Below are 17,729 nucleotides of genomic sequence, written 5' to 3' on the forward strand. Positions count from 1 at the left end.
TGGTGGCGGCTCAGAAGAAGCCGCAGGTGGGGGCGGAGGCGACGGGGGCCGCGGCGGAGTCGGCGCCGGTCGGGGCGTAGATCTCCAGCCGGATGCCGTCGGGGTCGGTGAAGAAGATCCCTCCGGAGGCGGCGCCCTCGCCGTGGGGGACGACGCCGTCGTACTTGAACTCGGCGCCCAGGCTGCGCAGCACCTCCTCGGCCGAACGCACCTCCTCGACCGTCTCCACCTGGAAGGACAGGTGGTGCAGGCCGGACAGACCCGGGGCGTACTCGCCCTCGCTCTGCTGCCACAGGGTCACCATCAGGCGGCCCTCGCGGCCGAGGAAGGCGAAGGCGCGGCCGGGCTCGCGGCCCTCTCCCTGGACCTCGAAACCGAAGACCTTCCGGTAGAAGTCCAGCGAACGGTCCAGGTCGGTGACGTTCAGACCGATGTGCCCGGTCTGCAGGGCGGCGGGGGCGGCGGTTGCGGACATGACGGAATACCTCCAGCGCGGCGTCCGGGGCCATCCCGGACTAACCGTTGATCTGGACTTTAGTGGTTAGGCCTGGAGGCTGCAACTCCCTACGGGGCGATAGCCGGTTAGGCTGGGGTGACGAACAGCCGACGGAAGGAGCTCGCATGGGTGCCGGCGCGGGATACACGGGCCCTCCGTCCCGGGCGGCCGATGCCGACCCCAGGCCCCTCCAGGGCGAACCGCTCAGCCTGGACCTGCTCAACACCCGGTGGATCGACGGCGGAACCCGGCACGACCTGCTGGACGGCCTGGACGGGTTCGCCGTGTGGCTGGCCGGCCACGGCCTGCTGGAGAGGACCGGCGCCACCCCGGCCGCCCTGGCGGCCGCCCTCGGCGCCCGCGAGGCGCTGGAGGCCGTCGTCGCCGACCCCGGCGACGACCGGGCCAGGGACGGGCTCAACGCCGTCCTGGCGAGGGGGCGCGTCCTGCGCACCCTCGGCCCCGAAGGACCGGTCGAGCGGGCCGAGACCGACGACCCCGCCTGGCTGGCGGCCTGGCTGGCCGCCGACGACTACCTGCGCCTGGTGCGCACCGCCCCCGACCGCATCCGGGCCTGCGCCAACGACGAGTGCGTCCTGCACTTCTACGACGTCTCCAGGAACGGCACCCGCCGCTGGTGCTCCATGTCCGGCTGCGGCAACCGCGCCAAGGCCTCACGGCACTACGCGCGCACCCGCCACCGCGAGGGCCGCGAGTAGCTCCGCGGCCGAACGCACCGGACACGGCACGGGCACGGACACGGACACCGGGTGGGGACCCGGGCGCGAAGGAGCGGCCCGCACCGGGAAGCCGTCCGGTGCGGGCCGCCGTGGCCCTCGGGGCCGGTCACATCCAGGCGGGGAGCGCGGGAAGCCCGCCGGAGGAGCACCGCAGTCCGCCGCCGTGACCGCGGCCCGCCAGCCAGGCCGCCAGGGCGTGCGCGGGCCCCGTCACCCGTACCGGGGCGCCGGGGCCCGCCCCCGCGGCGAACCGCTCCCCGGTGTCCGCCGCGCGCAACTCCAGGGGAGGGCAGTCCCCGCGGCCGGACCAGGCGGATGCCAGGGAGGCCAGCAGGAACCGCGCGTCCTGCCCGGACCAGTCGGCCGGGGAGTACCCGGCCGCCAGGTCCACGTGGTGGATCAGCACCTCGCGCAGCCGGTGCCCGGGCAGCATGCGGGCCGGCAGCCGGTCGCCGTTGCGCAGGACGACCTCGGCCGCCCACGCGCCGTCGTCCAGCCGCCGGGCGTGACCGACGAACCCGTCCCCGGAGCGGGCCAGGTCCGCCAGGTGCTCGGCGGCCGGGCGGTGCGCGTCCCGCTCGATGTCGGCCTCGCGCGCGCCCCCGTCCGCGTACATCGGGCGGGGGACGCCGGTCTGCGCCCAGGTGAGGAGGTTGCGCAGCCCGTCGGCGTTGCGGGCCACGTGGGCGCAGACGTGGCCGCGGGTCCAGCCGGGCAGAGCCGAGGCCGCGGCCAGGTCCGCGTCGCCGAGCGAGGCCACCGTGGCCCGCAGCTCCTCCTGGGCGGCGGCGACGCGTGCGATGAGGGCGGCGGTGCCGGCCGGCGTGGAAGTGTCCATGGTCTCTCCGTCGTACGGTGGCGTCGTGGTCGTACCGGGACCGCGTCCGGCCGGCGCCGTGCCCGGGCGCCGGCCGGAGCGGTCGTCGGCCCGGATCACCCGGCGGCCGCCACCGCGGGAGGCCGCTCCCGCCGGAAGTCGGCGGTCCCGGTGCGCTCGCGCAGCTCGGCCCGGCGGACCTTGCCCGACGCGGTGCGCGGCAGCCGGTCCGCGAAGGTGATCAGGTGCACCTGCTTCTGCGGGGGCAGCTCCCTGTCGAGGTGCTCGAACAGGGCCTCCGCCGTGGCCCGGTCGCCGGAACGGAGGGTCGCCGGGACCACGAACGCCTTGGCCACCCATTGCCCGATCGGGTCGGGGTGCGGCACGACGGCCGCGTCGGCGACCGACGGGTGGGCCAGCAGCACGCGCTCCAGTTCCAGCGGGGAGATGCGGTGGTCGAAGGACTTGAACATGTCGTCGGCCCGCCCCACGTAGCGGAAGCTCCCGTCCGCCCCGCCCACCACCAGGTCACCGGTGTGGTACAGACCGCCGGCGAAGGCGGCCGCCGTACGCCGGTCGTCGCCCGCGTACCCGGCCATCACGCCGACGGGCCGGTCCGCCAGGTCGACGCAGAGCTCGCCGGTCTCCCCCGGCGGCAGCCGGTCGCCCGTCTCGGGGTGGACGACGACGGCCCGGTAGCCGGGCATCGGCCAGCCCATGCGGCCGGGCACCGGCGTACGGCCGGGCGGGGTGCCGAGCTGACCGGTGGTCTCGGTCTGGCCGTAGCCGTCCCGGATGCCGATCCCCCAGGCGTCCCGCACCGTGCGGAAGACCTCCGGGTCCAGCGGCTCCCCGGCGCTGGTGGCCTCGCGCAGCACGGGCGGGCGCTGCCCGACGCCGTGCCGCACGAGCGCGCGCCACACGCTGGGCGGCGCGCAGAACGAGGTCACCCCCCGGCCGCGCAGCACCTCCAGGACGCGTTCGGGGCCGCTGTGCCCGGCCGCCAGGGCGACGACCTGCGCCTCGGCGTTCCAGGGCACGAAGAAGGAGCTCCAGGCGTGCTTGGCCCAGCCCGGCGCCGAGATGTTGAGGTGGACGTCGCCGGGCCGCAGGCCGTTCCAGTACATGCCCGAGAGATGGCCCACGGGATAGCTCAGGTGGGTGTGGAGGACCATCTTCGGCAACGATGTCGTACCCGAGGTGAAGTAGCAGAACAGCGGGTCGCCGGCGGCGGTGGCGGCGTCCGGACGGAAATCCTCCGGCGCGGAGCGGGAGTGCCGGTAGCCGGTCCACCCCGCGGGCTCGCCGCCCACCGCGATCCTGCTCCACCGCCCGGGCAGCCCGTCGAACCGGGAGGCCAGCGAGGCCTCCGCCACGACGTGCCGGACCCCGGCGCGGGCGAGGCGGTCGGCGAGTTCGGCCGCGGAAGCGGTGACGTAGGTGGGGACCACCACCGCACCGAGCTTGATCGAGGCCAGCACCGTCTCCCACAGGGCGGGCCGGTTGTCCAGGGCCACCAGCACCGGGTCGCCGCGGCGCACGCCCTGCTCGCGCAGCCAGTTGGCCACCTGGCCGGAACGCCGGGAGAGCTGGGCGAAGGACAGCTCGGCCTCCTCCTCGCCGATCACCCGCAGGGCGGGACGGTGGTTGTCCCGCGCCATCGGATCGAACCAGTCGAGCGCCCAGTTGAAGGTCTCCGGCCGGGGCCAGGCGAACTCCCGGCGGGCGGCCTCCAGATCCTCCCGGTGCCGCAGGAGGGTGTCGCGGGCCTGCTTGAAGAGCAGCCCCGAAGCGCCGAACGTCATGCCCGGCTCCCCTCGGACGGTGTCCCCGAGGCGGCGCCGACGAGCGCCCGCCCGGCGGACCGGGACTCCTCCGGGCCGCCGGCGAGCAGGTCCGCGGCGATGGCGTCGGCGTCCCGGTAGAACAGGGTGCGCATCCCCGGGCGGCTGCTGCCCACCTGGGTGAACCAGCGGGTGTGCTCGGTGGGGATGCCCAGCGCGTACAGGTCGGCGCGGACCCGGCCCCCGGCGTCCACGACGTGGAACGGGGCGCGGGTGACGGCGAGTCCGCCGGACTCGAACCGCTCGCCGTGGACGGAGTCGTCGACCACGTACTCCGAGACCAGGCCGTCCTCCAGCAGCCCCCGGACGAGGGGGGAGGTGTCGCGGCGCAGGTGCGGGGTGGGAATACGGGCGTCGATCAGCACCCGCGCCGTCCGGGCGGAACCGGCCACCCGCGGGGAGACGACGCGGAAGCCGCCGGCCTCCTCGTCCGCGGTGTAGGAGGTGGCCGGGCCGGCGACCTCGACGACCCCGGCCTCGATGAGGGCCACCAGCTGCCGGACCCGGTACCGGGGAGGCCCGGCCGACAGCAGGGCGTTGACCGGCAGGAAGCGGCGCAGGAACGCCTCCTGGTGCGAGGAGGGGCGCAGCCCGCCGTAGTCGACCGCCTCCCGGACCACGTTGCGGATGTCGCGCAGGACGTCCAGGGCGGCCTTGAGCGGGCCCTCGCCGTTGCCCAGGTCCGCCTCGGACAGGTCCCACCGCATGACGTCCAGGAGTTCGGCGCGGAAGGCCTGCGGGTCGGGGAAGTGCCGGTCGCCGAAGGGGCGGGCCAGTTTCTGCAGGTCCAGGGCGGGGAGGCCGTCGAGTCCGGCCTCGCGCAGCAGCTCCGCCGGGTTCCCGCCGGTGAGCAGCACCGAGGCGTGGCGCTCGGCGAACCGCTCGCCCGCCTCCTGCCCGTCGCGGGCGGTGACGTGGGCGGTCCAGTAGACGTGGTCGAGTTCCCGCAGGAGCAGGGGCAGCACGTCCTCGTCGAAGTCCAGACGGGGGCCGCCGGTCTCCGCCAGGCGCCGTTTGCGGGCCTGCTCGACGGCGTGGGGGGTGAGGAAGAGAGCGCGGTGGCTGTGGTGGGGCTCCTTCTGGTTCTTCCCGCGCGCCGGGATCGGCAGCCCGCTGCGGGAGCCGGCGACGATGTGCGGCTCGCGGCCGCTGGGCTCGTAGCGCATGGAGCCGTCGGGCAGGGTGGTGAAGGTGCCGCCGCGGCCGAGGGTGAGGGCGACCATCACGTCGTAGAAGGACAGTCCCATGCCCAGGACGCCGACGGTCGTGCCGGGCGGGATGGTGGCGGAGTCCAGGGCGAGGTCGGCGGCCGAGTCGCCGCACAGGTAGTGGACGCCGGGGCGGCCGGCGGCGAAGTCGAGCATCTCCCGCTCGAAGTCGTCGGGTTCGTTGCGGGGGTGGCCGGTGGCCAGGACGAGCCGGTCGACCCCGAGCGGCGCGGGGTCGTTCTCGCGCACCAGTTCGTAGCCCCCGCCGGGGCGCGGGCGCGCCCTCAGGATCCGGTCGTGCACCGGGACCAGTTCGGCCTCCTCGGGCAGGTGCTCGGCGATGGTGCGGTAGACCGAGCGCAGGTACTGCCCGTAGCGCAGCCGGGAGGCGTAGTCGTTCGGCCCGAGGGGCTCCTCGCCGTGGGTGCGGGCGCGGTCGGCTATCCACTGGCCCAGGCTGGGGCCCGCGCCGGGCCGGGCGGGGCCGCCGTCGGGCTCCCCGGAGTACATGGTCACCTGGCCGACCACGGTGTTCATGGTGAACCAGTCCTGCTGGTCGGTGCGCCACACGCGGCCGGCGCCGACCTCGACCGCGTCGATGGCGTAGACGCGCAGTCTCCGGCGCGGTGCGGGCTCCTCCCGCAGCCGGACGGCGAGTCGCTCCAGCACGGACAGTCCGCGCGGGCCGGTGCCGATCACCGCGACGGTGAGCGGCTGCGGATCGTCATGGGGAAGTCCGGTCACTGTTCCTCACTTCACTTCCTGTCGGGTCCGGCCCGCGGCCGGCAGGGAATCGTGCGACGCCGCAGGGTCCAGTGCCGCGCGGTCGAAGGTGTTCTGTACGTGCGAGAGCATCCCGAGCAGTTCCTCGGCCCCGACCGACGCCGCCGTGCCGCCGGGTACGTCCCGGACGGGCATGCGGCCGGCCGACGACCACCGCAGCCGGCCCCGCCGGTCGATGTGGCTGCGGGCGAGCTGGGCGTTGTCGGCGTGCAGGCAGTAGGGGACGTCGAGATACCCCCGGGCGAACGCCGCCGGGAGCGCGCGGTCGATGTCGGAGTGGAGTTCCAGGACGGCCTCGACCATGTCCCGGGCCTCGCCGAGGAGTTGCTCCGCCTCGCCCTCCTCGGGCCGGTCGGCCGGGGTGGTGGTCGCGGTGCGGGCCGCCTCGGCCGCCGCCTCCAGGGCGTGGACGTTGTCCTCGACGGTGGGGATGCGGTGCGCCTCGGCGGAGGTCTTGACGATGAGCCGCTCCGTGCCGGTGACCGCGGCCAGACGTGCGCTCTCGCGCAGCAGTGCCAGGGCGCCGGGGACGGTGCGGGGGAAGACCCCCATGTAGGTGTAGAGCACCACGTGCCAGTCGGTGTCCCCCAGGTACTCCCCGGCCAGCCGGCGCAGCGCGGCCAGCGCCGCCACGTCCTGGGGGAAGCTGGTCTGCTGGGCGTAGCTGAGCGAGATGCTGCGCAGGCCGTGCCGGCGGAAGAAGATCCCCTCCAGGACGGACAGGGCCACCAGCAGGCTCGGCGGGCACAGCTGCCCGAGCATGCAGCCGCCGAAGCTCTCCAGGTGCGCGCCGGGCACCCGCTCGGCCAGGACCTCGCAGCTTCGGGCCCATGCCGCGACGGCCTCGGTCAGCGGAGTGCGGCTGTAGGGCAGGCAGTAGGAGACCGGCCCGCCCTCCGTGGCGTCGAGGCCGGCGTCGATCAGGGCCCGGACGATGCCCAGGGGCAGCGGGGAGCCGTGGCGCACCTGGATCGCGAAGCCCCCGGCGCCGGCCGCCGCGATCATCTCGCGGGTGGTCCGGCCCCCGTGGGCGACGATGGGGAAGCCGTTGAGCTCCTCGCCCCTCTCCAGGGCACGCGTGGCGGAGGCGTGGTCGCCGACCCTGGTGTAGCTGTCCAGGGTGATGGTGCCGACCGTGCGGGCGCGGGCGCCGTGGACGGCCCTGAGGCCGGCGCCCATCTGCTCCACGGTGGGGAACCCCATGCGGGGCTGGACGACCAGTTCACCGGCCGAGCGCGCCGCGGCCACGGCGGCGGCGAACGAGCCGGTGGGCCCCGTGCGCCCGACGGCTGCGCTCACAGGACCGGGACCGCGGAGGCGGCCCCGCGCAGGGCGCGGGTGCCGGGCGCGGCGAGGTAGCGGCGGAACTCGCCGATGCCCACGGAGTCCTCGAAGACCGCGTCGAACCCCGCCTCGGCCAGCGCCCGGGCGTGGCTGCCGCCCTCGGCTCCGCGAGTGCCGAGCTTGCCCCCGATGACCACGGGCAGGTCGGCCAGATCGGGTTCGGCGCGCAGCCGGGCGATGAGGCGGCGGCCGTCGAGGTGCCCGTGCCCGTTGACGCTGCTGATGACCACCATGTCGGGGCGGTGGCGCCGGCACTCGGCGATCAGGAGGTCGTCCGGGACGCAGGCGCCGATGTTGGTGACGGAGTGGCCGTACTCCTCGATGAGGAGTTGGAGGAAGACCAGGTTCCAGGTGTGGGAGTCGGAGGAGACGCTGGAGACCAGCACCCGGCGGGGGCCGGCGGTGCCGGTGAGCGGCTCCGGGGTTATCACCGTGGGGGCGGCAGCGGACATGATGTGCGTATCTCCTGTGGCGAGGCGTGATGTGACGAAGCGTCACGCGAGGTGACGAGACGCGAGGCGCGAGGTGACGCGGAGCGGCGGACGGCGCGGACCGGTCCGGGCCCCGGGACCGGCCCCGGGGCGGGGCTCCCGGCCCCGGGGCCACGCGGGTCATGCCTGCGCGGCGACCGTGTCGGCGACGGGCCGGATGGGCCGGTCCGGGGTGCGGGCCGCGGCGGGCCGCGTACGGATGGCCAGCACGGTGCAGCCCTCCCGGCTGGACATCTGGTGCCGGGTGCCGGGGGCCTCGACGATCAGGTCGCCCTTGCTGTACGACGGGCCGTCGCTGTGGTCGAGGACGCCGTCGAGGACGAGCATCAGCTCGTAGCCCAGGTGCTCGTGGAAGTCGCCGTGGGCACCGGGCGGGAAACGCAGGAGCAGGCCGACGGAGTCCTCGCCCTTCTCCTCGTCGGGGGCCCACAGGACGTGGTGCTCGACTCCGACCCGGCCGGGCTCCTTCCAGGGCACCCACGAGAGGTCGGTGAGTTCGAAGCCGCTGCGGAAGACATTGGGAATGAATTCGATGTCGGACATCTTTTCCTCTTGTTCGCATGCAGGTCGCCAACCGCCCCGGATATCTTCCGGGGTGGTTTCCAATACCTGGAGAAAACCTTCGAACACGAGGTTATCCGCGCCGCGCGGCCCTACCTGGAGAGCTGTCGATTTCCGGTATCGAGGTTTCCGATACCCCTTTTCGCGCATTTCCCGGAGGGTGGCCGGGCCCGGGGCGCGGGCCCGGCCGGCGGCGCGGAACGCGAAGCCGCCCGGCGCCTCCGGGCGCCGGGCGGCGGGAGTACGGCGGCCGGCCGCCGCGGCCGGACCGGGATCGGGCCGGGATCAGGCCGGGATCGGGTCGGCGGCCGGCTCCGGCGTGTCCGCCGGGAGGCCGCCGCGCGTCCGGCGGGCCAGGCTCAGGAAGGCCGAGACGGCGGGGGAGCGCCAGTCGCCGCCCAGCAGCAGGGCCTGCACGTGCACCAGGGCACTGGGCAGGGAGTCGATCACGGCCAGCCCCTCCGGCGCCGAACCGCAGCCGACCGCGGCGGCCTGCGGGACCATGGCGACCCCCAGCCCGCCGACCGCCAGGGCGAGGGCGCCGCGGGTGGAACCGGTCTCCGTGAGGGTCGGCGCCTCCCCCAGCACCGACGCCAGATGCTGCGGCAGGACCTCCTGGGAGGCGCAGTCGGGGTCCACCACCAGGACCCGGTCCATGGGGGAGGGGGCGCCCGTGGGGGAGGCGACCGGACCGACGGGCACGAAGGGGACGGAGAAGAGCACCTCGCGCAGCAGTCCGCCCGTCGTCCCGGCCTTCCGCTCCTCGACGTCGCGGGTGAAGGTCAGTCCCACGTCCACGCCTCCGGAGGCCACCGCCGCCTCCACGTCCCCGGTGCTCATCACCTTCAGGGAGAGGTGGATCCGGGGGTACCGGTAGCGGCACTCCCGGACGATCTCCTGCAGTTCGTACTCCATGAGCGGGGCGGTCGCCCCCACCACGACCCGTCCGGCCGGCTCGCCCTTGTTCTTGAGCGCGGCGGCCATCTCGTCCATGACGCTTAATATGCGCCCGACGTAGACGCGGAACGTCTCACCGGCGGCCGTGAGGCGAACACCGTGCGGTAGGCGGTGGAAAAGCGGGGACCCCACCCTGCTCTCCAGGGACCTCACATGCGCTGTCACACTTGACTGGGAGTAACCGAGATTCCTGGCGCTTTTCGTCAGGCTGCCGGTCCTGGCCACTTCCCAGAAAGTCCTGAGTTGATAGACGGAAAAATCCATGCGAAATCCCCCACGGCAGTGCTCTGATGGTCTGCACGGTCGCAGGTGGACCATCGATCCAGGGTCCCGGCTCCGGCCGGCGCGACGGCGGCACGTCCCGACCGCCTCCCCGCACTCCGGCGGCCGCCCACCCGGCCGCCGCGCCGATCGCACCCCGTCCCCGACTCGATGCCCCCGCCCCCGTGAAGCGAACTCGTGACCGACGTTGGTCTGTGTCTGCGCAACAGATGAAACGCTAGCATCGCGATTAGACCATTAGGAGATGTCAGTGGCAAAAGCCGTTGTCACGAACAGTAGCCGTAAGGCCCAGGCCGAGCCCCTGCCCGTCGAGTTCGCCAACACGCTCTCCGCGGCCAGGGGATGCACCGTCGAGGGACTCGGCTCGCCCGCCGACCTGGAGGCGTGGCTGTGGCGCCACCGGGACCTGTTCCCCGACCCCGGCCCCCTGCGCGAGGAGACCGCGCTCCGCGCCAGCGAGCAGCAGCTCTCCCACGCGTGCGTCCTGCGCGACGCCGTCCGGCGCCTGATCGCGGCACGGGTCGACCGGAAGGCGCCCCATCCGTGGGACATCGCGCACGTCAACCGTGCTTCCGGCATGAGCCAGGCGTGGCCCGTCCTGGTCTGGCAGGGCACCCGCGCGCCCGGCGCGGACTCCCTGTGCACCGCGGACGCCGTCACCCACGCGCTGTCGCTGATCGCCCGGAGTCTGGTGGTCCTCCTGGCGGGTGAGCAGGGCGCGCTGCTGCGCAGCTGCCGGGCCCCGGGGTGCGTGCTCTTCTTCTACCGGCACCATCCCCGCCGCGCGTGGTGTTCGAGCGGCTGCGGCAACCGCGCGCGGGTCGCCCGGCACCAGGCGAGGCACTGCGCCGACAACAGAAAGTGACGAAAAGGCCCGTCGGAGCCCGGCGCGCGCACGGCAATGAAGAGGCAAAAATTCATTAGCCCACAACATCGGCCGAACGTCTCGGACACCTCGGCGACCCTCATCGGAGTGGCCGATCGCAGGCATCGGGGACGTGATCCGGAGAGCGCTCCCCGCGCCGTTAGCGTCCTCTGCGAGGCCCTGTCACGGACGGCCCGGCGGTGTCCGCACCGCCGGGCCGTCCCGCAGAACGGGCCCCTCCCCAGTCATGAGAGGACTCTCCGCATGTCCGGAATCGCTCCGACGCGCCGCCGCGTCATGGTCAGGGCCGCCGCCGCTGCCCTGGCGATCGGCGGCCTGGTCTCCGTGTCCCCCTCCACCGCGGTCGCCGAGACCCCGCCGGAGAGGACCGACCGCGTCATCTACTGGAACAACGTGCTCCTGGACGCCTTCCGCGAGGTCGGCGGCCACCCCGGTCCGCTCACCCGGGGCGGCGCCATGCTCAACACGGCCCTCTACGACGTCGCCAACTCCATATCCGGAGAGGGCAAGCCCTACCTGACGGACGTGCCCGAGGCCCGGTGGAGACACGGCTCCCTCAACAGCGCCCTCGACTACGCCGCCTACCACGCGCTCGAAGGTGCCTACCCCCGGCTCGACTTCGGCGACGAGCTCGCGGCCGCCCTCGCGCTCCCCGACTCCGGCACCAGGGCGCAGAAGGAGTTCGGCAAGTCGCTGGGCACCAAGGTCGGCAGCGCCATCGTCGCCGCCCGTGCCGACGACGGCGCGAACGACGACACGCCGTACGTGCAGACCGACGCGCCCGGCTACTGGCGGCCGACCGCTCCGGGCGCGGCGCCCGCCGGCGCCAACTGGGGCAAGGTCAAGCCCTGGATCCTGCGCAGCGGTTCGCAGTTCCGGCCGCAGGAGCCGCTGGGCTTCGACGACCGCGCGGAGCTGCTGGCCAGCGAGGCCTACGCGAAGCAGGTCGACGAGGTGCGGCGCCTGGGCGGCGCGACCTCCACCGAGCGCACCGCCGACCAGACCGAGATCGCCCGCTTCTGGGCCAACGACGCCGACGGCACCTACAAGCCGGTGGGCCAGCAGTACGAGCACGCCATCATCATCCAGCAGAGCCTGCGGCCCGACGACAGCTCGTACCGGACGTCGAGGCTGTTCGCCCTGCTGTCGATCAGCCTGGCCGACGCGGCCATCTCGGTGTGGGAGTCGAAGTACCACACCAACCTGTGGCGTCCGGCGACGGCGATCAACCTCGCCGACACCGACGGCAACGACCTGACCGTCGCCGACCCGAACTGGAAGCCGCTGTCCGCCAACGCGGCCGGCGTGCACTTCTCGCCGTCCTTCCCGACCTACTCATCCGGCCACTCGGGCATCGCGGCCGCCTGGGCGGGCATCCTGCGCTCCTACTACGGGACCGACAGGATCAGCTTCACCGGCACCACCGACGACCCGAACGCCGTCGGTGTCACCCGCAGCTTCACCAGCCTGACCCAGGCAGCGCAGGAGAAGGCCGACAGCCGCTTGTACGCCGGCGTCCACTTCCGCATGGACAACGACGCCGCGCTGGCGCAGGGCTACCGGATCGCCGACTACGTCTACGCCAACGCGCTGAAGTGACCCGCCCGGCCGCGCGCCCCGCAACGCCTCGGGCGGCGCCGCGGCCGGCACCCTCCGCCTCCCCGTCCACGGCGGGGAGGCGGAGGCGATGGCGGAGGCCGCGGTGACGGCCGGGGCGCCGGCCGGGGCGGTGGCGGTTCAGGACCGCCGCTGCCTGTGGTGGCGCGCGACGCGCACCCGGTTGCCGCAGCCCGGAGTGCACCACTCCCGGCGCCGGTGGGTCCTGACGAAGTACAGGATGCAGCCCGGGGCCGCGCAGGCGCGTACGTCGTGCCGCCCCGGGCCCGCCAGCAACTCCACGCCGGAGACGGCCACCGTGCCCAGCAGGACCCGGTGGGGATCCGGTTCGGCCCAGCGCACCACCGGGCCGTCCTCCGTCCGTTCCCCGAACTCGGGCCAGCTCACGGCCAGCCGCGCGGCCCGGTTCACCACGGCGACGGCCTGCTCGTCGTAGGGCTCCTCCGCGACGCAGGCGCGGCTCAGCTCCCTCAGCGCCTCGCGCAGCCGCCGGAACTCCTCCAGGCGGGAGGCCGCCGCCGGGGCGGACGCCCGCCGGGCCGGCTCCCGGGGGAACGCCTCCGCGTGCTCCGCGAGCCAGAGGTCCAGGTCGGCCGGGGTGGCCAGCGCGTCCACCAGGCTGCCGCGCAGCCCGCCGTGGATGAACGTGGTGTTCACCAGGTCCAGTGCCAGTGGTTCCCCGGCCAGAGGAGGCCGGGGCGTCTTCGTGCTCTCCGTCTCTGCCGCCCTCCTCGCCGACCCGGGTTGTCGCCCCATCCGCGATAATGCCATACTCCCGAGCTAATGGATTAGATCCCCGTCACACCATTACCAGGTGACGACCATCCGGAGGTCTCCGTGACTGCAGAAACGCCCGTCGGCACCGCGCCGACCCCGGCCGTCCCTCCCCAGCCGGCACCGACCGCCGCCCCCGGGCGACTGAGCAGCCGGGCGCCTGCCCGCCCGCCCCTGCTCACCGTCTCCGTGGCCACCGCCGGCTCCGTCGCCGGACTCGTCCTCCTGGTGGCCGTCGGCGCCTGGCTGGACCAGGTCTGGCTGATCCCCCCGCTCGCGGCCAGCTCCGCCCTCGTCTTCGGGGCCCCCGCGCTGCCCCTCGCCCAGCCGCGCAGCGTCGTCGGGGGCCAGCTCCTGTCCGCGCTCACCGGATTCGCCGTACTGGCGGTGGCCGGAAGCTCCGCATGGGGGGCCGGAGTCGCGGGCGGTCTCGCGCTCGGCGTGATGATGCTGGCCCGCACTCCCCACTCGCCCGCCGCGGCCACCGCCGTGATCGTCGTGGCCCAGTCGCCCGACCCGCTGCTCTTCCTGCTGCTGCTGGCCGCCGCGTCCGCGCTCCTGGTCGCCGTCGGCGTCGCCACAGGCCGGCTGCGCACCGCCACCCGCTACCCCGCCTACTGGTGGTGAGGGGCGGCTCCTCCCGCCCCGTCCCGCCCCAGTCCCCGCACCGAGGACCGCGATGACCAGCCGCTACGCCCAGGTCGCCTTCACCCGGAACGTCCGGCACCACCAGGAGGCGCACAGCAGCCGCAGGGCCTACGCCCGCATGGAGCAGGGCCCGGCGGACGCGGACCTGCTCGGCCCCGACGAGATCGCCTTCATCGCCGAGCGCGACAGCTTCTACCTGGCCAGCGTCGGCGAGACCGGCTGGCCCTACGTCCAGCACCGGGGCGGCCCGCCGGGATTCCTCCACGCCCTGGACCCCGGCACCCTCGCCTTCGTCGACTACCGGGGCAACCGCCAGTACATCACCGTCGGCAACCTCGACCACGACGACCGGATCTCCCTGCTGTTCATGGACTATCCGGCGCGGGCCCGGCTGAAGGTCTACGGCCGGGCCCGCGCCGTGGACCCCCCGGAGGCGGGCGACCTCCTGGCACGGCTGTACCCGGCCGGCGTCCGCAGCCCGGCCGAGCGCCTGATCGTCGTCGACGTGGAGGCGTACGACTGGAACTGCCCCCAGCACATCACCCCGCGCTACACCGCCGAGGAGGTCGAGCGAGCCGTGGAACCGCTGCGGCGGCGCCTGGAGCAGCTCGAACGCGAGAACGCCGCACTGCGCGGCGGCGCCTCGGCGAGCGTCCCGCCACCCCATCCCGCGAAACGGTGACCACATGACCAGACACCAGAGCGCGACCGACGGCTACCTCGCCCACAACTCCGCCCGCGCGGCGGCTCCCGGCGAACCGCTGCCCATGCCCCCCGCCCGCCGCACCGCCGTCGTCACCTGCATGGACGCGCGCCTGGACGTGTACGCGGTCCTCGGCCTCTCCCCGGGGGACTCGCACGTCTTCCGCAACGCAGGCGGCATCGTCACCCAGGACGTCATCCGCTCCCTGGCCGTCAGCCAGCGCCTCCTGGGCACCCGGGAGATCCTCCTCGTCCACCACACCGACTGCGGCATGGCCGCCTTCACCGACGAGGAGTTCCTCGGCGCGGTGGAACGGGACGCCGGCGCCAGGCCCGACTGGGAGCCCGGCAGTTTCACCGACGCCGCGGACAGCGTCCGGGAGTCCATGGCGCGGGTGCACGCCAGCCCCTTCGTGCCCCACAAGGAGTCCGTGCGCGGCTTCGTGCTCGACCTGAGGACGGAACTGCTCGAAGAGGTGCACGCGAAGACCCCGGTGGGCTGATCCCCGCAGCCCACCGGGCCCGTGGCCGCCGCGAGCCGTCGGCCCGGTGCTCCGGCCCTCCCGGGCGGTGACGCCGTCCCGGGGAGGCCGGCACCGGGGCGCGGTCAGCGGGGGTCGGGATCGCGGGCTTCCGCCCGGGGCGCGGGGGGTTGCCGGGGGACGTGGAGGCCGTCGGCCTCCGCCCGGCCCCGCCAGTAGGCGAGGTCGGCGCGGATGCCGGCGATGTTGGGGTGGTGGGAGCCGAGGAAGCGGATGCTGTCGGCGAGGAGGCCGGTGAGGGCTGCCACGGTGCAAGCCGGGTCTCCCGCCTCGCCCGTCCAGCGCGCCAGCGCGTGCCGGGTGACGAGCGTGCTGGGGTGCTCGGGGCCCAGGATGCGCACGCGGTCGGCCAGGAGGACGGAGAGGGCCGCCATGGCACCCGCCGGATCCCCCGCCTCGCCCGTCCAGTGGGCCAGCTCATGGCGGGTGACGAGGGTGCTGGGATTTTCGGGGCCCAGGATGCGCACGCGGTCGGCCAGGAGGACGGAGAGGGCGGCTTCGGCGCCCGCCGCGTCTCCGGCCGCCCCGCGCCACCGGGCCATCTCGTGGCGGGCGGCCAGGGTACTGGGGTGTTCGGGACCCAGGACGCGCACGCAGTCGGCCAGGACGGAGACGAAGGCGGTCGCGGCTCCGTGCGGATCTCCGGCCTTCCCCCGCCAACGGACCATCTCATGGCGGGCGGCCAGGGTGTTCGGGTGCTCGGCGCCCAGGACGCGCAGGCAGTCGGAGAGGAGGTCCGCGAAGGCCTCCCTGGCGCCCGTCACGTCTCCGGCCGCCCCGCGCCACCGGGCCAGCTCGTGCCTGACGGCCAGGGTGTCCTTGTGGTCCGGGCCCAGTACCCGCAGGTAGTCGGCCAGCAGATCGGTGAACGCGGTCCTGGCGTGCACCGCGTCCCCCGCCATGCCCTGCCAGTGGGCCAGCCTGTCGCGGACGTTGAGGAAGTCGGTGTGGTCGGGGCCGAGCCGTTCCCGGATGTTCCCGGCCAGGGCGCGGAAGTAGGCGACCGCGGCGGTGACCTGGCCGAGGTTCCCCAGACTGCGGCCGGCGCGGAAGAGCACCGGATGGGTCGCGGGCCGGTACAGGGCCTCACCGGCGTACCGGGCCAGGGCGTCGGTGTTGGCGCGCAGCGTCTGGGCGAGGGCGGTGTCGCGCCCGATCTCCGGCCAGGCGGCCATCAGCGCGTCGGCGGCGGTGCGGGCCAGGGCGTCGCGCCGCTCGGGGCCGAGGGAGTCGCGGGCGATGCGCTGGATGAGCTGGTGGACGCGTACCGCTCTGCGGGGGGTGCCGGGGGAGTGGTCGATCAGGCTCAGGCGGTGCAGGGCCCGCAGCGCGCCGACGGCCTCCTCGGCGGTGACCCTCCGGCCGGGCGGGCCGGGCGGGCCGGGCGGGCCGGGCGGTCCGGTCCGGTCCGGGGCGTGGCCGGCGGGACGATCGGGGTGCGGGGCGGCGGCCCGGGTGGCCAGATGGTCGGCGAGGTGGGCCAGGGCGGGTTCGCCGGTCAGGACGGCGGCCGGGATGCCGTTGGGGTCGAGCATCGCCGCCAGGCGCAGCATGGGGCGGGCCAGACCGTACGGGCGGAGCCGGTCGGCGCGGTCCGCGGACAGCGACCAGGCCGCGTCCAGCGGGGCGGCCTGGTCGTCGGGCAGGGCCCCGGGATCGGGCAGGGCGTCGGCCAGGTCGCGGGCGCGGTCGGCCAGCAGGGCGCGGTAGGCGGCGCAGTCCAGGCCGGAGTCGATCAGATAGGCGGCGGCCTGGGAAAGGGCCAGTGGAAGATAGCCCAACTCTCCCGCCAGAGCGGCCAGTTCGCCCTCCGGTTCATGGCGGCCGCGGACGGCCAGGGACGCGGCGAGGTACGCCGTCGCCTCCCGCGGGCTGAACAGCCCGACCGGCACCAGACGGCGGCCCGGCCCGGTCAGCGCGGCGTCCCGGCGACGGGTGGTGACCAGGGTGCGGCCCAGCGGGCTCGCGGGCGGCCACAGGCCGCGCAGGTCGGCCGGGTCGGCCACGTCGTCCAGCACCACCATCCAGCGGCGCTGCTCCGGGCCGGGCCGGTGCTCGAGCCAGGCCAGGAACTCCCGCGCCGCCGTCTCGGGCAGATCCGGGTCGGAGTACAGGATCCCGGCGGCGGCCTGGGCGTAGGCGGCGACGACCGCCTCGCGCGTGGCGGCGGTGGCCCACACCAGCAGGTCCACGCCGCCCGCCGCCAGGACCCGGCGGGCGTGGTGGGCGGCGAGCTGGGTCTTGCCGACGCCGCCCATGCCGGACAGCACCTGGCACAGCACCGCCGTACCGCCGCCGTCCAGCGCGCGCTCCAGCTCGCGCACGGCGGCGCGGTCCTGGAAGCAGTCGGCCTCCCTGGGCGGCACCCCGACCAGATGCGGCCAGGAGACGCCGGGGCGGGGGCGGGGATCGGCGTGGTAGTGGGTGTGGAGGCTGGCCCGGTCGATGTGTCCGGCGCCGATGCCGCCGGGGGCCTGGACGTACGCCTCGGCGGAGAGAGGTGTGCCGTCCGCGCCCGGTCCGTTCAGCCCTGGGCCGGACCGGGCGGCCGAGGGTGCACATGGGCGCCGCCGTGGATCACCCCGCCTGCGACGCCGCCGTCCGCGCGGACGTGGACGTCACCGCCCACGGCCATCCCGTCCCGGCCGACGGACGCGCCGCCGGCGGGGGAGTGGCGCTCCAGCAGGGCGCGCAGCTCCTCGGCGAGGCGGGCGCGCTCGTCGCCGCCCGCGCTCTCCAGCAGGTTCTCGAAGCGGGCCTGCCAGGCCGCCTCCTGGCGGACGCGTGCCAGCTCGGTCCCGGCGGCCCCGGCCAGTTCGTCCGCCGCGCGGTCCAGACGCTCCAGCTCCGCGCGCTCGCGCTGCTCGTCGCCCCGGCCGAACCAGCGGGCCACCGCCTCCCGTACCGCCGTCCACGCCTCCGTGCCTGCGGCCTGCACCACCGCCGTGCCTCCGGCGGCGGCCAGCGCCGCCAAAGCCTGCTCCAGCATTCCCCGTCCCCCTCGCGATGCGCGGGCCCGCGCGGCACGGTGGCGCCG

The 17,729-nt window shown here is 74.8% G+C and carries 17 protein-coding genes and 1 pseudogene; 6 read left to right on the forward strand and 12 right to left on the reverse strand.

Going from position 1 to position 17,729, the window contains the following annotated elements; genetic code table 11:
• Positions 1-10: 10 nt before the first annotated feature.
• Positions 11-475 (reverse strand): VOC family protein, encoded by a 465-nt coding sequence (locus BMY40_RS02715; protein ID WP_093654901.1) that lies wholly within the window; start codon positions 473-475, stop codon positions 11-13.
• A 146-nt stretch (positions 476-621) separates the two neighbouring features.
• Here BMY40_RS02715 and BMY40_RS02720 point away from each other — a divergent pair, with 146 nt between their 5' ends.
• Positions 622-1,215 (forward strand): CGNR zinc finger domain-containing protein, encoded by a 594-nt coding sequence (locus tag BMY40_RS02720; RefSeq protein ID WP_093654903.1) that lies wholly within the window; start codon positions 622-624, stop codon positions 1,213-1,215.
• A 127-nt stretch (positions 1,216-1,342) separates the two neighbouring features.
• Here BMY40_RS02720 and BMY40_RS02725 read toward each other — a convergent pair whose 3' ends face one another.
• The 8 genes and pseudogenes from BMY40_RS02725 to BMY40_RS29110 all read right to left on the reverse strand — a co-directional run.
• Positions 1,343-2,074 carry a maleylpyruvate isomerase family mycothiol-dependent enzyme gene (locus BMY40_RS02725; RefSeq protein ID WP_143071730.1) on the reverse strand — a complete coding sequence of 244 codons (732 nt, stop codon included), beginning with the start codon at positions 2,072-2,074 and terminating at the stop codon, positions 1,343-1,345.
• A 95-nt stretch (positions 2,075-2,169) separates the two neighbouring features.
• Entirely contained in the window at positions 2,170-3,858 is a 1,689-nt protein-coding gene (locus BMY40_RS02730; protein WP_093654908.1) for an AMP-binding protein, read from the reverse strand.
• Positions 3,855-5,849, reverse strand: a complete 1,995-nt coding sequence (locus BMY40_RS02735) for an FAD/NAD(P)-binding protein (protein ID WP_093654910.1) — start codon at positions 5,847-5,849, stop codon at positions 3,855-3,857. The genes BMY40_RS02730 and BMY40_RS02735 overlap by 4 nt, the downstream gene beginning before the upstream one ends.
• Positions 5,850-5,855: 6 nt before the next feature.
• Complete coding sequence (locus BMY40_RS02740; RefSeq protein ID WP_093654912.1) at positions 5,856-7,187, reverse strand: methylaspartate mutase; 1,332 nt, start codon at positions 7,185-7,187, stop codon at positions 5,856-5,858.
• Positions 7,184-7,684: a cobalamin B12-binding domain-containing protein gene (locus BMY40_RS02745; RefSeq protein WP_093654914.1), complete on the reverse strand. Its 501-nt coding sequence runs from the start codon at positions 7,682-7,684 to the stop codon at positions 7,184-7,186. Before BMY40_RS02745 ends, BMY40_RS02740 begins: the two co-directional genes overlap by 4 nt.
• A gap of 159 nt (positions 7,685-7,843) precedes the next feature.
• Positions 7,844-8,266 (reverse strand): cupin domain-containing protein, encoded by a 423-nt coding sequence (locus BMY40_RS02750; protein ID WP_093654916.1) that lies wholly within the window; start codon positions 8,264-8,266, stop codon positions 7,844-7,846.
• Positions 8,267-8,569: 303 nt separating this feature from the next.
• Positions 8,570-9,277 carry a substrate-binding domain-containing protein gene (locus tag BMY40_RS02755; protein ID WP_245769797.1) on the reverse strand — a complete coding sequence of 236 codons (708 nt, stop codon included), beginning with the start codon at positions 9,275-9,277 and terminating at the stop codon, positions 8,570-8,572.
• A gap of 48 nt (positions 9,278-9,325) precedes the next feature.
• Positions 9,326-9,559, reverse strand: a pseudogene (locus BMY40_RS29110) (helix-turn-helix domain-containing protein); the annotation flags it as partial.
• Positions 9,560-9,773: 214 nt separating this feature from the next.
• Here BMY40_RS29110 and BMY40_RS28390 point away from each other — a divergent pair.
• Both BMY40_RS28390 and BMY40_RS02765 read left to right on the forward strand, forming a co-directional pair.
• The gene (locus BMY40_RS28390; RefSeq protein ID WP_245769798.1) at positions 9,774-10,388 is read left to right on the forward strand and encodes a CGNR zinc finger domain-containing protein; all 615 of its coding nucleotides are present in this window, start codon (positions 9,774-9,776) and stop codon (positions 10,386-10,388) included.
• Between the two features lie 264 nt (positions 10,389-10,652).
• Positions 10,653-12,008 (forward strand): vanadium-dependent haloperoxidase, encoded by a 1,356-nt coding sequence (locus tag BMY40_RS02765; protein WP_177213842.1) that lies wholly within the window; start codon positions 10,653-10,655, stop codon positions 12,006-12,008.
• Between the two features lie 138 nt (positions 12,009-12,146).
• Here the strand turns inward: BMY40_RS02765 and BMY40_RS02770 are convergent, their stop codons facing one another.
• Positions 12,147-12,797: a CGNR zinc finger domain-containing protein gene (locus tag BMY40_RS02770; RefSeq protein WP_412695255.1), complete on the reverse strand. Its 651-nt coding sequence runs from the start codon at positions 12,795-12,797 to the stop codon at positions 12,147-12,149.
• Between the two features lie 66 nt (positions 12,798-12,863).
• Here BMY40_RS02770 and BMY40_RS02775 point away from each other — a divergent pair, with 66 nt between their 5' ends.
• The 3 genes from BMY40_RS02775 to BMY40_RS02785 are packed head-to-tail and all read left to right on the forward strand — an operon-like array spanning position 12,864 to position 14,653.
• Entirely contained in the window at positions 12,864-13,427 is a 564-nt protein-coding gene (locus tag BMY40_RS02775) for an HPP family protein (RefSeq protein ID WP_425443063.1), read from the forward strand.
• Positions 13,428-13,479: 52 nt separating this feature from the next.
• A complete protein-coding gene (locus BMY40_RS02780) occupies positions 13,480-14,130 on the forward strand; it encodes a pyridoxamine 5'-phosphate oxidase family protein (RefSeq protein ID WP_093654926.1) in 651 nt (216 codons plus the stop codon).
• A gap of 4 nt (positions 14,131-14,134) precedes the next feature.
• Positions 14,135-14,653: a beta-class carbonic anhydrase gene (locus BMY40_RS02785; RefSeq protein ID WP_093654928.1), complete on the forward strand. Its 519-nt coding sequence runs from the start codon at positions 14,135-14,137 to the stop codon at positions 14,651-14,653.
• A gap of 104 nt (positions 14,654-14,757) precedes the next feature.
• On the opposite strand, the gene BMY40_RS27865 is transcribed toward BMY40_RS02785, so the two are convergent.
• Positions 14,758-17,058 (reverse strand): tetratricopeptide repeat protein, encoded by a 2,301-nt coding sequence (locus BMY40_RS27865; protein WP_177213843.1) that lies wholly within the window; start codon positions 17,056-17,058, stop codon positions 14,758-14,760.
• Positions 17,059-17,216: 158 nt separating this feature from the next.
• Entirely contained in the window at positions 17,217-17,681 is a 465-nt protein-coding gene (locus BMY40_RS02795; protein WP_093654930.1) for a hypothetical protein, read from the reverse strand.
• Between the last annotated feature and the right edge of the window lie 48 nt (positions 17,682-17,729).

Source organism: Streptomyces radiopugnans, assembly GCF_900110735.1.
GTDB lineage: Bacteria > Actinomycetota > Actinomycetes > Streptomycetales > Streptomycetaceae > Streptomyces > Streptomyces radiopugnans.